Raw genomic sequence first — 14,221 nt, forward strand, 5'->3', positions numbered from 1 at the left:
GCAGTAGGAGCGCCCCGCCACTCGTTTGAGTGGCGGGGCGCTTCTTTGCTTGCCGGGACTGCTAGCGGTTTGGAAACTGACCTACCGGTCGGGGATGTCGTCGCGGCGGGTGTCCGTGTGCCGGGTTTCATTCCGTGGCTCGCCGGTGTCGTCGTCACCATACGGGGCGTCGACCGCCATGTCTGGGTCGGTGCTGACGGGCCGCTCGGTTGCTGAGGCGTCGTAGGCGTCGCCTGATTCGTAGCTGCGGCCCGGGACCGCGTCCATGCCGGCCCCCTCGGAGTAGCCGGTGCTTGCGCCCGGGTCGCCGTTGCCGCCGGCCGCTGTAGTGCCCATGCCGACGCCGGTCCCTACCGTTCCAGCACCGCCCGCTCCGGCTCCGACGCCGGCACCCGTTGTCCCGGCACCCGTTGTCCCGGCACCCGTCCCGGCCCCGGTGCCACCACCAAGACCGGTTCCCATGCCGCCTCCCATGCCAGCCGCCGTCGAGCCCGCATCACCTTCCACCTCGCCACCGCTGACGCTTTCACGCCAGGCGCCGGTTTCCGTGTCGCGTTCCTCGATGAACTTCTTGAACTTCCTCAGATCCGACGCGACCTGCCGGGAATCGAGCCCGGTGGCCGCACCGAGCTTCTCCATCGCGGATTCGGGCTCCCACGTCAGCTCGACGTTCACCTTGGTTTCGTTGGCGCCCAGGGACTCGAACCATACAGTGCCGGCATTGCGGGGCTCGTTCAGGCTCTCCCACGTGACCCGTTGGTCCGGCTCCTGGACGGTGATCTGGGCGTCGTACTCGCGCTTCACACCGGCGATGCTGGTTTCGAAATGAACAGTGGTGTCGTCGAGCTGGCGGACGGCGTCGACGCCGCTCATGAAATTGGGGAAATCCTCAAACTGGGTCCATTGGTTGTAGGCCTGGCGTACGGGGACATCGACGGTTATCGATTCCTGGACAGTTGCCATGCTTGGTTCACTCCTTCGGCGTACGGGCGGCTGGGCCCGTGGTTCTGATTGCCATTGTTCGGATGGAACACCTCCAACGTAGCGGGAAGCCGTCGGCATTTGAAGAGCGAAACTAAGCCTGCTGACTATGAAGCTCAGGCGGGCCCAGATGACGGCACGCGGTTGTGGGAGGCCACACGTTTTCATAGGGTACTAAGCAGGCTTATCTTCCGGCCGGGTGCCCAGCGCCTAGGCCGAGCCCCGCTAGGCCGCCGTTTCGGAAAGGATCCTCTCTGTGCCTGAAGAACCAGTTATCAACATCCCGGGAGCGCCGGCAGGCGAGCAACCCGCCGTCGTCGAACCCACCACCCCGCGGGAGCCGTTGCCGCCCAAGCCGGACCAGCAGGGGCCGGAAGCGGTGTCTCCGACCGGCAGCCCCACCGGTGCGCCGGAACACTCCCGGGCGCAGTCCGGCCAGTACCTGACCACCGCACAGGGGCTCCGACTGGCGGATACAGACCACTCGCTGAAGGCCGGGCCTCGGGGTCCGATCCTGCTCCAGGACCACCACCTCCGGGAGAAGATCACCCACTTCGACCACGAAAGGATTCCGGAGCGCGTGGTGCACGCCCGGGGCGCCGGTGCCCACGGGGTCTTCCGTTCGTATGGCACGGCCGCCAACATTACCCGTGCAGGCTTTCTCGCCAAGGATGTCGAAACGCCGGTGTTCGTCAGGTTCTCCACGGTGCTGGGTTCGCGCGGGTCCGCCGACACCGTCCGTGACACGCGGGGTTTCTCCACCAAGTTCTACACGGACGAGGGAACCTACGACCTCGTGGGTAACAACATTCCCGTGTTCTTCATTCAGGACGGGATCAAGTTCCCGGACATCGTGCACGCCGCAAAGCCCCATCCGGACCGCGACATCCCGCAGGCCCAGAGCGCCCATGACACGTTCTGGGACTTCGTGTCCCTGCACACCGAGGCACAGGCGCACACCATGTGGAACATGTCCGACCGCGGGATTCCGCGCTCCTACCGGACCATGGAAGGCTTCGGCGTCCACACCTTCCGCCTGGTTGACGCCGCCGGCGCCACGACGCTCGTCAAGTTCCACTGGAAGCCGAAGCAGGGCGTGCACTCGCTGGTCTGGGAGGAGGCCCAGATCATCAACGGCATGGATCCGGACTTCCACCGGCGGGACCTGGCCGATGCGATTGAGGCCGGCGCCTACCCGGAGTGGGAGCTGGGCATCCAGACCTTCCCCGACACCGAAGACCAGATGTTCGAGGGGATCGACCTGCTTGACCCCACAAAGTTTGTGCCTGAGGAGCTCGCCCCGGTGCAGCCGATCGGCGTGATGACGCTCAACGCCAACCCGGTCAATTACTTCGCGGAAACGGAGCAGGTGGCCTTCCACCCGGGGCACCTCGTGCCGGGCATCGACGTCACCAATGACCCGCTGCTGCAGGTCAGGCTGTTCTCCTACCTGGACACCCAGATCTCGCGGCTGGGCGGGCCGAACTTCGCCCAGATCCCCATCAACCGTCCGCAGGCTCCGGTCAACGACATGCTGCGCGAGGGCATGCATCAGACGGCCGTCCACGCCGGGGTAGCGCCCTACCGGCCCAATTCCCTCGACGGCGGCTGCCCGTTCAAGGCCGGGGCAGACCTGGGGGCGTTCGTGGATGTCCCGGAAGCGGTGGCGGAAGCCATCAAGCAGCGGAGGAATCCCGCTTCCTTCGATGATCACTACAGCCAGCCGCGGCTGTTCTTCCGGAGCCTCACGCCGGTGGAGCAGGACCACGTGATCCAGGCTTACACGTTCGAACTGGGCAAGTGCTACGAGAAGCCGGTCCGTGAGCGCCAGCTGCTCGCGCTGGCCAACATCGATGCCTCGCTGTGCGCGGCCGTCGCCCGCGGTCTCGGCATGCCCGCCCCCGAGGCCACCGAGGACGTGCCGGACGCCCAGCCCAGTCCCGCCGTGTCCCAGCTGGGGAAGACCTGGCCCGTGGCCGGCCGCGTCGTCGGAATCGTGGCGGACGAGTCCAGCGATCTGGAGGCTGTGCGGGATGCCCGCAAGGCGCTCGACGATGCCGGCATCGTGCCGCTCGTGATCGCGCCGTCCGGCGGGACGCTCGGGGGAGAGGCCGACGGCGGAATCCCGGTTCAGCGGACCTACCTCACCGCCCGCTCCACCGAATTCGACGCGGTCATCGTGGCAGGATCAGGTGAGCCGGCGGCCGACGCCGAACAGGGGCTCGATGCGAAGGCCGGTGAACCCGGTGCTTCGCTTGATCCGCGGATCGTGCTGCTGCTGTCAGAGGCCTTCCGCCACGCCAAGGCCATCGGAGCGTGGGGATCCGGCTCCGCAGGGGTGGATGCTGCCAGTATTCCGGACGATGCGGCCGGCGTGGTGCTGGGCGACAACGCCGGGCAAGTGGTTCCGCAGATACAGGAGCTTTTGGCCGCCCACCGGGCGTGGGAGCGGTTCCCGGCAGCTGCTTCCTGACGGGCGACGAAGCTTTCTGAACGGCGTAAAAGCTTCCTGATCGAGTAAGAAAAAGGGCTGGTCCCCCAAGGGGGACTAGTCCTTCTTCTTGCCCGAACCTTTGTCCTTGTTCCCCTCCGAGTTGCCCTTGCCGGAGTTGTCCTGCCGTCCGTTGCTGGCGGGAGCCGGCACGGGGGCAGGTGCGGGAGCCGGGACCACCACTGCGGGCGCAGCCGTCGGCGAGGGTTTCGGGGCTGCCGTGGGCCTCGCAGCGGCAGGCTGGGCAGCCACCTCCGCAGCCGCCTTTCTGGCTGCCTGCGCCTGCGCTGCCGTGAGGTCGGCCCGCACGGATTTGATGGCCGCCGTTATGCTCCGGTGGCGTTTGAAGGAAACCTGCCCGGCAGCCGCCGCGGCATCCAGTTCAGAGGAGAGACGGTCAAGGGACTTCAGTGCGGCGGCGGGGTTGCTTCCCGCCGCAGACCTGGTGACCTCCAGGACCTGCTGCTGAAACTTTGCCGCCGCGTTTATCTCGAGCTCCGGGGCGGCGCCCGCGCAGCCGGTCAGTCCGGCCGCCAACATGCACCCGGTGAGGACGGTGATCGCCCGGCGCCACACGGCCGGTGCCCGGCTGGGGCTCATGGTTCAACGCTCCTTTGCAGCTCCACGAGATGGTCACCCAAGGTGCCGCTCACGCTGGGGTAAGGAACGACGTCGGGCGGCGTTTCAGTTGAGTTGGCGGCCACGGTCACGGCGGCTGCTCCGCCAAGCAGGGCTGCCGCCGCAAGGGCGGAGCCAATCCGAAAGCGCCGGCTCCGGCGTTTCCTGCCGGCCGCGCGGCTGTTCCGGCCGGGAGTAGCTGACTGTGTCTTGGCCGTCGTTTTGGCGGTGGACTCCTTTTCAGAAACCCCGACCGGAAGAATCGACGGCGGCCGCGACGGGAGTGCGGGGAGAACGCGGGTGTGCTCCTCGGCCAGGTCTCCGGGAGCGGAGTCCGGTGAAACGAGGGCGTGCCGAAGAGCCACTTCCAAGTCCGCTGCGGAGGGCCGCTCCAGCGGGTCGAGGGCGGTCATAGAGGCCAGCAGGTGCTGCCATTGTGCGGGCAGGTCGGCAGGGATTTCAGGGGCCCGATGCAGCCGGGCCACTGCCGATTCCACCGCGCTGCCCGGATACTCAACCGTGCCCTTGATGCATTCAAGCAGCACGAGGCCGAGCGAATAGATGTCTGACGCGGGCGAAAGCGGGGAGCCCATCGCCTGCTCAGGGCTCAGATACGCTGCCGTGCCCACCATGGTGCCGGTGGCCGTGAGGCGGGTCCCGTCCACGATCCGGGCAATGCCGAAGTCCGTCAGTTTCGGCCGCACCGGTTCGCCGGGACGGACCTGGATGAGGAGAATGTTGGCGGGTTTGATGTCGCGGTGGATGATGCCCAGCCCGTGAACGTAGGCTAGGGCATCCGCGACCCCGGCGCCGATGACAGCAACCTCCTCGAGCGGAACTCGGCTATGCCGGAGGCGGCTGCGCAGGTCCTGCCCGTCCACAAGTTCCATCGTGAGGAAGGGCCGGGGCTGGTCCGGGACGCGGGTATCCACGCCGGCGTCGAATAGCGTGACAAGACTGGGATGGTTCAGCGTCGCCAGGAGCCGGATCTCGGCTTCCTGGCGTTTGAGCTCATCGGCATCTGCAGCCTGGGGGGCGAAGAGCTTCAGGGCCACGTCCCTGCCCAGGTTCTGGTCGCTGGCCGTGTAGACCGTCGACATGCCGCCGCGTCCGATCACCCCACCCAGCAGGTAGCGCCCGCCCAGTACATCCGTTGACACCCCGCTGTGCGTTTCTTTCAACACGTTGCCGTCCTTCTCAGTTCTGGCTCGGTGTTAAGAGTAATACGTCTACTTACTAATTGATGCTGCTGGTTGATTCCGGGGCGGCCCCGGTTCCCGAACACCCGGGTTCTCTCCCCGTGGGCCGGCACCCCGCGGGCGGGGGCGCGGCTTCGCCGGCGGCCCGGCATCCGGTAGTCCAAAGGACTGCCGCGATGCGGACCGCCGACGAAGTGCGGTTTATTCCTGTCCGGACAGGATCCGGAGTGTTAGGCCTTCCTCCTGCGGATCACCAGCAGCGCGCCGATCGCGAGCAGGACCAGGGCGAGAGGCAGCAGCCCGGCGTCGGCTCCAGTGTTGGCGAGCGTCTGCTGTGCGGTGGCCATGTTTCCCGTGGCCATGGTTGCGGTGCTTGCCGATCCCGAGGCGCCTGTGGTCAGCGAACCGGCCGGCAGGATGGCAGCAGCACCAGTTGTCGTGGTCATGGTGCCATTGTCGGTGCCAGCTGCGGCTCCACCGGTCGTGTCGGTGCCGGTTCCATTGCCGTCGGTGCCGGCAGTCTCGGTGCCGGTTCCACTACCGCCGGTTCCGTTTCCGTCTGCGGCGGCTCCATCAGTGCCCGTGCCGTCGGTTCCGGTTCCGGCTCCATCGGTACCGGTTCCATCCGTTCCATCACCCAGATCGGAGCCGTTGCCGGTTCCATCACCCGGATCAACAGCGGGCGGCGTCGTCACGGTCCCTTCGCCAAGGCCGATGCCCAGGTCAACACCCAGGTCTACGGATGCATCAGTTCCCGTACCGAGCCCGAGGTCAACGGTGCCTTCAGCACCACTTCCGAGGGAACCCGTGTTGCCGAGGTTGACGTCGAGTGCGGCTGCTACGTCGGCTGCGGGAACGGTGGTGTCGGTCCCGGTGCCGGCGGTGTTGCCGAGGTTGACGTCGAGTGCGGCTGCTACGTCGGCTGCGGGAACTATGGTGCCGGTTCCCGTGCCGGCGGTGTTGCCAAGGTTGACGTCGAGCGCGGCTGCTACGTCAGCGGCAGGAACAGTGGTGCCCGTTCCGGGTGCTGCGTTTCCGAGGTTGACGTCGACCAGGGCGGTTGCGTCGGCTGCGGGAACGGTGGTGTCGGTTCCTGTCGCCTGGGTGTTGCCGAGGTTGACGTCGACCAGGGCGGTTGCGTCGGCTGCGGGAACGGTGGTGTCGGTTCCTGTCGCCTGGGTGTTGCCGAGGTTGACGTCGAGTGCGGCTGCTACGTCGGCTGCGGGAACTATGGTGCCGGTTCCCGTGCCGGCGGTGTTGCCGAGGTTGACGTCGAGTGCGGCTGCTACGTCGGCGGCCGGAACCGTGCTACCCGTTCCCGTCGTGTTTCCGAGGTTGACGTCGACCAGGGCGGTGGCGTCGGCTGCGGGAACGGTGGTGTCGGTTCCTGTCGCCTGGGTGTTGCCGAGGTTGACGTCGACCAGGGCGGTGGCGTCGGCTGCGGGAACGGTGGTGTCGGTTCCTGTCGCCTGGGTGTTGCCGAGGTTGACGTCGACCAGGGCGGTGGCGTCTGCCGGAGGAGCAGCCGTCCCAGTTCCCGTTCCGGTCCCACCGAGGTTCACGTCGACCAGGGCCGCGGCGGCCGGTTCCACGGCGGCAGTGCTGCCATTCGGGGTACCGGTACCGGTGCCGAGGTCGGCATTGACGCTGACCGCGGAAGAATTCGACGGCGCTGGGCCACCCAGCAGACCCAGCGACGTCGAAGCATTTAGGTCCGCCGAAGCGGTTTCAGACGCGATATAGACCGCGGCCGTGGCAGTGGTGTCCGCGCTCGCCGCGGTAGCGCCGAGGGCAAGTAGCCCGCCGGCAAAGAGGGTGCCTAATAGGCCCCTGCGAACTGTCTGGTGCATTGTGATGTCTCCTGAAAAGTTGTTGTCAGGTGCTCATGGCAACCCGATTGGCCGTGTGACTGCCGCAGGGAGGCAGAAGGGGCCCAACTAGTCAGGAGAGGAGCCGGGGTCGATGGCCACCGGCGAAGGAACATGCTGAAGGGGGCCGCTGACCGGGACAAAGCCCATGAGCGGCAGGTATTCAAAGGGGCTGTTCAGCCAGGCGGCCGAAGCGGAAGGGCCACCGGATGACGTGCCGCTTCCCGAGCCTGAGGCCGGAGCCGGAAGCAACGCCTCCGGTGACGGCGTGCGGTCTTCACCGGACGGCGAGTCTCCGCGGGCAGGTACCTCTGGCGCGGACCCCGTCGGGTTGGCAGCTTTCGGCGCTACAGGGTGGCTGAAATGAGCCGGTGATCCGACGGCCGGTTGAATAGGCAGCGCGGACACCACCGAGGGCCCGGCGGCGACGCCAAACGGGGCCTCTGGACTTGCGGGAATTTGCTTCGTTTCGGCGAGGTCAACTGCGGGGAGCCGTTCTGGAGCCGCGACAAGGCCCGCCACGACGTCCGTGGCGGGTGCAGTGACAGGTGCAGTCAGAGGGGGCGCCTGAGTGAGCGCGTCAGTGACCGTCTCGACGGGAAGCTCGGCAGGGAGGGCATCAGTCACCGGGCTCACGGCGTCGGTTACTGGTTCCACGACCTCGGCTACTGGCTTAACGGTCTCGGCCACCGGCTTCGTGACAGTTTCAGCCGTCCCCGTCAGTGCCCCATCAGCAACGGAGGCTACGGGGCCGGTGACTCCAGCCAAGGTGTCATCAGCAAGCGCCTCGCCCAGAGGCAGTCCGCCGAGAGCGGCGTCAACGGGCTCCACAATGGACGCCACAACCGGCGCAACGACGGCGACGGGTGGCGCTGGCGTGGAAGGAACGGGAGTAACAGGTGGAGGCACAACAACCGGCTGCTGTTCGGCCGGCGTCGGCGCAACCGTAGCCGGCAATGATGCCGGGAGGGCTGCCGGATCGATGGCCGGAAGCGGCAGGGGAGCCACAGCCGGCGTGGGCTGAGCAGCGGCGGGGGCTTCATGTGCGTTCCCGGAGACCAGCGCGCCAACGGTTCCCGCCACGCTGTCCGTACTGCCTTCGACGGACGAGACAGCCGAGGAAATGCTGCCGCCAATCGAATCAGATAGGTGTGAATTGTCGGCGTCGGCGGCCGGGGCGGATACCGCCAGCCATGCCACAGCAGCGGCGCCAGCCAAAAGAACCGGGCGCAAGGGGCGCAGTGCAGACCACGACAAAGCTTCAATGGCCATGCTCAACACACCCCCTCACCGAATGAATCGACGATCGACTACAGCCTAAGCCTGGCCCAAAGTGAGAGTCCAGACCCGGGAGAGTATTTCTTTCGATTGGATGAAGGTCCGGAAGGGCTCCTTAGTGAGCATCGTTCGGATACGCGACACCGAGCTGGGCACGCACGCCGTCGAACAGCCGCATCGTATTCAGCGAGTCCTCCAGTGGCATGACCGGGCTCTCGGTGAGGCCCTGCTGGACGCGCCGCGTCACCTCACGAAGCTCGTACGTGTAGCCCCGGCCCGTCACCTCGAAGTGTTCCGTTCGCGGTGTCTCCTGCCCGATTCCCACCACCAGTTTTTGGGGTTGTTGATCGAGCCGAGTGTCTGCAGGTACCCCAAGCTGCCAGCAACCGTTGCGGCGCGGGGGCCATGGGCGAGCAGGGACGAGGTGAGCTGTGCCTGGGCGCCGTGGTGGTATCCCAGCGTGAGCGCATTCTGGGCGTCCACGCCGTCGTCGTTCAAAGTGCCCATGGCACTGACCGTCTGCGGGAAACCCAGGGTGCCGAGGGCCCACAGCAGCGGGTAGACGGTGATGTCCAGAAGCGCGCCGCCTCCGTCCTGGACGGCCCAAAGCCGGGCGGTGGGAGAGTAGGGCGCCGGAAAGCCGAGATCCGCCGTTACCCACTGGACGGTTCCGAGTTCGCCGGAATGCGCGATCTCGAAGGCCCTCTGCATGCTGGGCAGGAAGCGGCTCCACACGGCCTCCATCAGGAACAGCTTCTTCTCGCGGGCCACGTCGATCAGCTCGGACGCTTCGCGGGCGTTGATGGTGAACGCCTTTTCGCAGAGCACGTGCTTGCCCGCCCGCAACGCAGCCAACACCACCCTGTGGTGCTGGGCGTGCGGGGTGGCCACGTAAACGACATCCACCGAGTCGTCGGCGAGGAGTCGTTCAAAGCCGTGCTGTCCGCCGTCGTCCCCGTACGCCACGGCAAAGCCGAACTCGGCAGCAAAAGCATCCGCGCTGTGCTGGGCGCGGGAGCTGACGGCGTAAAGTGCCGCGTCCTCCAGAAGTGCCAGGTCCCGCGACACGAGGGAAGCGATCCGTCCGGTTGCAATGACTCCCCAACGCAGCCGGCGGCCGGTGGCGGCAAGGGGATCCTGGTTGGACTGGCTGAAGAGCCACGGCTTGGCGATCGGTGACGTCATGACGCCATCCTCTCACCCGGGTGCGGGAGCGTTGCGTCAAAACCAGCGAAACGTGAGGAGGGATCGGGGTCCGTCAGCCTGCCCTTGCAGCCGGAACCGGCGGTCCGGTCTTGTTGGCGAGCGTGCGGTCGTGCGTGACCACCAGAATGGTGGTGTTGTGGTCGCGGCTGAGGGAGCTGAGCAGCTCGATGATGTGCTCGCCGGTCTGCTCACTGCACTCCTTGGGATCGCATGCCGGAGGATTGGTCGGCTTCGGATCCCACACTGGTGCCCGCTGCTGTGCGCAAACGGGCCGAACCTATGTTTGCGCTGTGAAGCCGGGACACGCGAAATGTGAGAGAGCGTCAGGTCAGGGGTTGCAGGAAGTGAGAGAGCGTCACGTGGCAAAGCAAGAGCCCCGGCCCTCCCTTGTGAACTGGTCACGTGCGGGGGGAGCCGGGGCTCTGCAGCGTCTGCGTCTGCGGTGTTACTTGGTGATCGGGCCGAGAACCGGATCGTCCACGTAGGCCGTCTTGACGTTTTCCTTGGTCACGATGACCGGCTCCAGCAGGTAGGCGGGAACGGTCTTGACCTTGTTGTTGTAGGACTTGTCGTCGTTGATTTCAGGCTTCTTGCCGGCCTGGATGTCCTTGACCATGACGATCGCGTGCTCAACGAGCTTGCGGGTGTCCTTGTTGATGGTGGAGTACTGCTCGCCGGCCATGATGGACTTGACCGATTCAACCTCGGAGTCCTGCCCGGTGACCACCGGAAGCGGCTTGCCGGCGGCCTTGACGGCGGTCAGCACCGCGCGGGCCAGCGTGTCGTTCGGGGAAAGCACGCCGTCCAGTGAAGCGGAGGTGTAGCTGCCCGTCAGGAGGGTGTCGGCACGGCGCTGGGCGTTTTCTGCCTTCCAGCCCTGGGTGACGGCCTGTTCGAAGGTCTTCTGGCCGGAAACCACCTTGAGGGTGCCGTCGTCGATCTTCGGCTTCAGGACGCTCATGGCGCCGTCAAAGAAGACCTTGGCGTTGGCGTCGTCAGGGGAACCGGCGAAGAGCTCGATGTTGTACGGGCCGTTGGGCTTCTTGGCCTTCATGCCGTCCAGCAGCGCCTTGCCCTGCAGCTCGCCCACCTTGAAGTTGTCGTAGGCCACGTAGTAGTCCACGTTCTCGGTGTTCAGCAGCAGGCGGTCGTAGGCGATGATGGTGGCGCCGGCGTCCTTGGCCTGCTTCAGCTGGGTGCCGAGCTGCGCGCCGTCGATAGCGCCGACGACGATGACCTTGGCGCCCTTGGTGATCATGGCGCTGATCTGGTTCTGCTGTTCCGAGACGCCGCCGTTGGCGAACTGGACGTCCGCCTTGAACCCGGCCTGGGTCAGCCCGTCATTGAACAGCTTCTCCGCCAGGACCCAGTTCTCACTGGTCTTCTGGGGGAGCGCGACGCCGATCGAGGAGTCCTTGGGGAACGCCTCACCGCCGGCGGTGCCGCCGCCCGTCGTACCTGTGTCGGAACGGCCGCAGGCTGTCAGCGCCAGTGCCGCAATGGCAGCGATTGCTGCCGCCTTTCCTGCCTTACCAATCATTCGCATGTGCTCGGTTCACTTTCTATAGGGGTGGGAAATGCATCCGGGGAGCGGGCGGTGCTCAGGCTTCCCGGGAGATAGTTTCCTTGGTGGAAGTCACTTCGTCGGGCTGGAGCGGGGTGCCGCCGCTGGGGCGGTTGAAGCCCTGGGTCAGCATGCCGATGATGGAGCGCTTGCCCTGGCTCTTGTTGTAGACATCGAACGCGACGGCGATCAGCAGGACCAGGCCCTTGATGATCTGGGTCAGGTCGGCGCCCACGCCGAGGAGCTGCAGACCATTGTTCAGCACGGCCATGACCAGGCCACCGACAATCGAGCCGATCACGGTGCCGACGCCGCCGGTGACTGCTGCACCGCCGATGAACACCGCGGCGATGGCATCAAGTTCCCAGCCGACGCCGTCGAACGGGCCGGATGCCGTGGAGCGGCCCACGAAGATCATGCCGGCGAGGCCGGCCAGGATGGCCATGTTCATCATGACCAGGAAGTTGACCTTCTTGGACTGGACGCCGGAGAGTTCGGCGGCGTGGCGGTTGCCACCCACGGCGTAGATGTGGCGGCCGACGACGGTCTTGGAGGCAATGAAGCCGTAGATCAGGACCAGGACGGCGAGGATGAGGCCGGGGATGGGGAAGGATGTGCCCGGGCGGCCGGTGGCGAACAGGTAGGTGGCGTAAAGGATCGCGCCGCAGACCAAGATGAGCTTGGTGGCCACCACCCAGCCCTCGGGTACCTCAGCGCCGAGGGCCTTCGCGGTGCGGCGGCTGCGGAGTTCGCTGAACACCACGAACGCGACGGCGAGCAGGCCCAGCAGCAGGGTCAGGTTGTTGAAGCCGGTGTTCGGGCCGACCTCCGGAAGGTAGCCGGAGCCGATGTACTGGAAGTCGGACGGGACGGGGATGGTGTTGGACTTGCCGACGAACTGGTTGAAGCCGCGGAACAGGAGCATGCCGGCCAGGGTGACGATGAACGCGGGTATGCCCACGTAGGCGGTCCAGAACCCTTGCCACGCCCCGATCAGGGCACCGAGGGCGAGGCCCAGCAGAATGCCGGCGTACCAGGGGATGCCCCAGTCCCGGATGGCAAGTGCCACCGTGACGCCGACGAACGCCGCCACGGATCCGACTGACAGGTCGATGTGGCCGGCGATGATCACCAGCACCATGCCGATGGCCAGGATCAGGATGTAGGAGTTGCCGTTGAAAAGGTTGATCACGTTGCCCGGCGTCAGCGTGCGGCCCTGGGTAGCGAATTGGAAGAAGATGATCAGCGCCACCAGGGCGAAGATCATGCCGAATTGGCGGGTGTTGCCGCCAAAGAGCTTCTTGAGCGCGTTCATTTTGTCAGTCCTTGGTCTGGAAGGTTCTGGAGGGTTCCAGAGGGTCAGGCGGTTTTTCGGGCGGAGGTCATGAGTTTCATCAGGCTTTCCTGGCTGGCGTCGTCCTTGTCCAGGACGCCGGTGATGGAGCCTTCGAAGATGGTGTAGATGCGGTCGGAGAGTCCCAGCAGTTCGGGGAGTTCGGAGGAGATCACGATGACGCCCTTGCCCTGGTTGGCCAGCTGCTGGATGATCCCGTAGATCTCGTACTTGGCCCCGACGTCGATGCCGCGGGTGGGCTCATCAAGGATCAGCAGGTCCGGGTCCGTGAACATCCACTTCGCCAGGACCACCTTCTGCTGGTTCCCGCCGGACAGTTTGGCCACGCCCTCCTCCACGGACGGCGTCTTGGTCCGCAGGGACTTGCGGTACTGCTCGGCCACCGTGAATTCCTTGTTCGCATCGACCACCAGGCCCTTGGTGATCTTCTTCAGAGCCGCCGAGACGGTGGTGGTCTTGATGTCATCCAGCAGGTTCAGGCCCAGCGACTTCCGGTCCTCCGTGACGTAGCCCAGGCCGGCGTCGATGGCCTGCTTGACGTTCTTCAGGTGGAGTTCCTTGCCGTTCTTGTAGATCTGGCCGCTGATGAAGCGGCCGTAGGAACGGCCGAACACTGACCGCGCCAGTTCGGTGCGGCCGGCGCCCATCAGACCGGCGAAACCGACGATCTCACCGCGGCGGACGAAGAAGTTTGAACCCTTGCAGACCAGGCGGTCCTGCACCTGCGGGTGCCCGACCGTCCAGCCCTTGACCTCGAACAGGACCTCCCCGATCTTGGGTTCGTGGTCCGGGAACCGCGATTCCAGGGTGCGCCCCACCATGCCCTTGATGATGCGGTCCTCGTCGACGCCGTCGGCCTTCACGTTGAGCGTCTCGATCGACTTGCCGTCACGGATGATGGTGATGGAGTCGGCGATCTGTTCGATCTCGTTGAGCTTGTGGGAAATGATGATGGACGTGATGCCGCGGCCCTTCAGGCCGAGGATCAGGTCCAGCAGGTGCTGGGAGTCGGATTCGTTCAGTGCGGCAGTCGGCTCGTCCAGGATGAGGAGCTTCACGGACTTGTTCAGCGCCTTGGCGATCTCCACCAGCTGCTGCTTGCCGACGCCGATTTCCTTGATCGGGGTGTCCGGGTCCTCGCGCAGGCCCACCCGGGCGAGCAGCTCGCGGGAGCGGGTGCGGGCTTCGGCCCAGTCGATCACTCCGCGCTTGACCGGTTCGTTGCCCAGGAAGATGTTCTCCGTGATGGAGAGCTCCGGGATGAGCGCCAGTTCCTGGTGGATGATCACGATGCCGGCGTGTTCGCTGGCCCGAATGTCCTTGAACTGCTGCACCTCGTTTTGGTACACGATGTCGCCGTTGTAGCTGCCGTAGGGGTACACGCCGGAGAGGACCTTCATGAGGGTGGACTTTCCGGCGCCGTTTTCCCCGCAGATCGCGTGGATCTCCCCGGCCTTCACCACCAGGTTCACATCGGACAAGGCTTTAACGCCCGGGAATTCCTTGGTGATGGACCGCATCTCCAAGAGAACCGGCTCGCTCTGCGTGTTGAGGGACGTCATATGCCCTTACGCCTCCAATGCATTGACTTCGTTGTCTTCCCTGCAATCCGCAGGGCCGTCTGATGAAAAAAGTAGATGGAGCATGCCCTTGTCGTCAAGT

9 protein-coding genes and 2 pseudogenes are annotated in these 14,221 nt (G+C 65.7%); 1 reads left to right on the plus strand and 10 read right to left on the minus strand.

What is annotated here, in order from left to right; genetic code table 11:
* Window positions 1-81 precede the first annotated feature (81 nt).
* The gene (locus G9E11_RS13405; RefSeq protein ID WP_190606489.1) at window positions 82-963 is read right to left on the minus strand and encodes an SRPBCC family protein; all 882 of its coding nucleotides are present in this window, start codon (window positions 961-963) and stop codon (window positions 82-84) included.
* 274 nt (window positions 964-1,237) lie between these two features.
* On the opposite strand from G9E11_RS13405, the gene G9E11_RS13410 reads away from it, so the two are divergent.
* Window positions 1,238-3,454, plus strand: a complete 2,217-nt coding sequence (locus G9E11_RS13410; protein WP_190606491.1) for a catalase — start codon at window positions 1,238-1,240, stop codon at window positions 3,452-3,454.
* A gap of 75 nt (window positions 3,455-3,529) precedes the next feature.
* Here the strand turns inward: G9E11_RS13410 and G9E11_RS13415 are convergent, their stop codons facing one another.
* The 9 genes and pseudogenes from G9E11_RS13415 to mmsA form a co-directional block, all read right to left on the minus strand.
* On the minus strand, window positions 3,530-4,072 hold the full coding sequence (locus G9E11_RS13415) for a mucin-associated surface protein (RefSeq protein ID WP_190606493.1): 543 nt from the start codon (window positions 4,070-4,072) through the stop codon (window positions 3,530-3,532).
* Entirely contained in the window at window positions 4,069-5,190 is a 1,122-nt protein-coding gene (locus G9E11_RS13420; protein ID WP_246468958.1) for a serine/threonine-protein kinase, read from the minus strand. The genes G9E11_RS13415 and G9E11_RS13420 overlap by 4 nt, the downstream gene beginning before the upstream one ends.
* A gap of 329 nt (window positions 5,191-5,519) precedes the next feature.
* Complete coding sequence (locus G9E11_RS13425; RefSeq protein ID WP_190606496.1) at window positions 5,520-7,139, minus strand: hypothetical protein; 1,620 nt, start codon at window positions 7,137-7,139, stop codon at window positions 5,520-5,522.
* An 87-nt stretch (window positions 7,140-7,226) separates the two neighbouring features.
* Window positions 7,227-8,429, minus strand: coding sequence for a hypothetical protein (locus G9E11_RS13430; RefSeq protein ID WP_190606498.1), 1,203 nt, complete (start codon window positions 8,427-8,429; stop codon window positions 7,227-7,229).
* Window positions 8,430-8,550: 121 nt separating this feature from the next.
* A pseudogene (locus tag G9E11_RS13435) lies at window positions 8,551-9,620 on the minus strand (Gfo/Idh/MocA family protein).
* Window positions 9,617-9,831: pseudogene (locus G9E11_RS21165) on the minus strand (hypothetical protein); the annotation flags it as partial. The pseudogenes G9E11_RS21165 and G9E11_RS13435, both read right to left, overlap by 4 nt.
* 255 nt (window positions 9,832-10,086) lie before the next feature.
* Complete coding sequence (locus G9E11_RS13445) at window positions 10,087-11,187, minus strand: substrate-binding domain-containing protein (RefSeq protein WP_190606500.1); 1,101 nt, start codon at window positions 11,185-11,187, stop codon at window positions 10,087-10,089.
* Between the two features lie 55 nt (window positions 11,188-11,242).
* Window positions 11,243-12,520, minus strand: coding sequence for a multiple monosaccharide ABC transporter permease (mmsB, locus tag G9E11_RS13450; protein ID WP_190606502.1), 1,278 nt, complete (start codon window positions 12,518-12,520; stop codon window positions 11,243-11,245).
* A gap of 44 nt (window positions 12,521-12,564) precedes the next feature.
* Window positions 12,565-14,121 (minus strand): multiple monosaccharide ABC transporter ATP-binding protein, encoded by a 1,557-nt coding sequence (gene mmsA, locus G9E11_RS13455; protein ID WP_190606504.1) that lies wholly within the window; start codon window positions 14,119-14,121, stop codon window positions 12,565-12,567.
* Window positions 14,122-14,221 lie beyond the last annotated feature (100 nt).

The sequence above is a fragment of the Arthrobacter ipis genome (assembly GCF_014694315.1).
GTDB lineage: Bacteria > Actinomycetota > Actinomycetes > Actinomycetales > Micrococcaceae > Arthrobacter > Arthrobacter ipis.

Excerpts from the sequence above, each read along its gene's own strand:
- G9E11_RS13405 (WP_190606489.1), bottom strand. The coding sequence starts at position 963 with ATGGCAACTGTCCAGGAATCGATAACCGTCGATGTCCCCGTACGCCAG.
- G9E11_RS13415 (WP_190606493.1), bottom strand. The coding sequence starts at position 4,072 with ATGAGCCCCAGCCGGGCACCGGCCGTGTGGCGCCGGGCGATCACCGTC.
- G9E11_RS13420 (WP_246468958.1), bottom strand. The coding sequence starts at position 5,190 with ATGTCGACGGTCTACACGGCCAGCGACCAGAACCTGGGCAGGGACGTG.
- G9E11_RS13425 (WP_190606496.1), bottom strand. The coding sequence starts at position 7,139 with ATGCACCAGACAGTTCGCAGGGGCCTATTAGGCACCCTCTTTGCCGGC.
- G9E11_RS13430 (WP_190606498.1), bottom strand. The coding sequence starts at position 8,429 with ATGGCCATTGAAGCTTTGTCGTGGTCTGCACTGCGCCCCTTGCGCCCG.
- G9E11_RS13445 (WP_190606500.1), bottom strand. The coding sequence starts at position 11,187 with ATGCGAATGATTGGTAAGGCAGGAAAGGCGGCAGCAATCGCTGCCATT.
- mmsB (WP_190606502.1), bottom strand. The coding sequence starts at position 12,520 with ATGAACGCGCTCAAGAAGCTCTTTGGCGGCAACACCCGCCAATTCGGC.
- mmsA (WP_190606504.1), bottom strand. The coding sequence starts at position 14,121 with ATGACGTCCCTCAACACGCAGAGCGAGCCGGTTCTCTTGGAGATGCGG.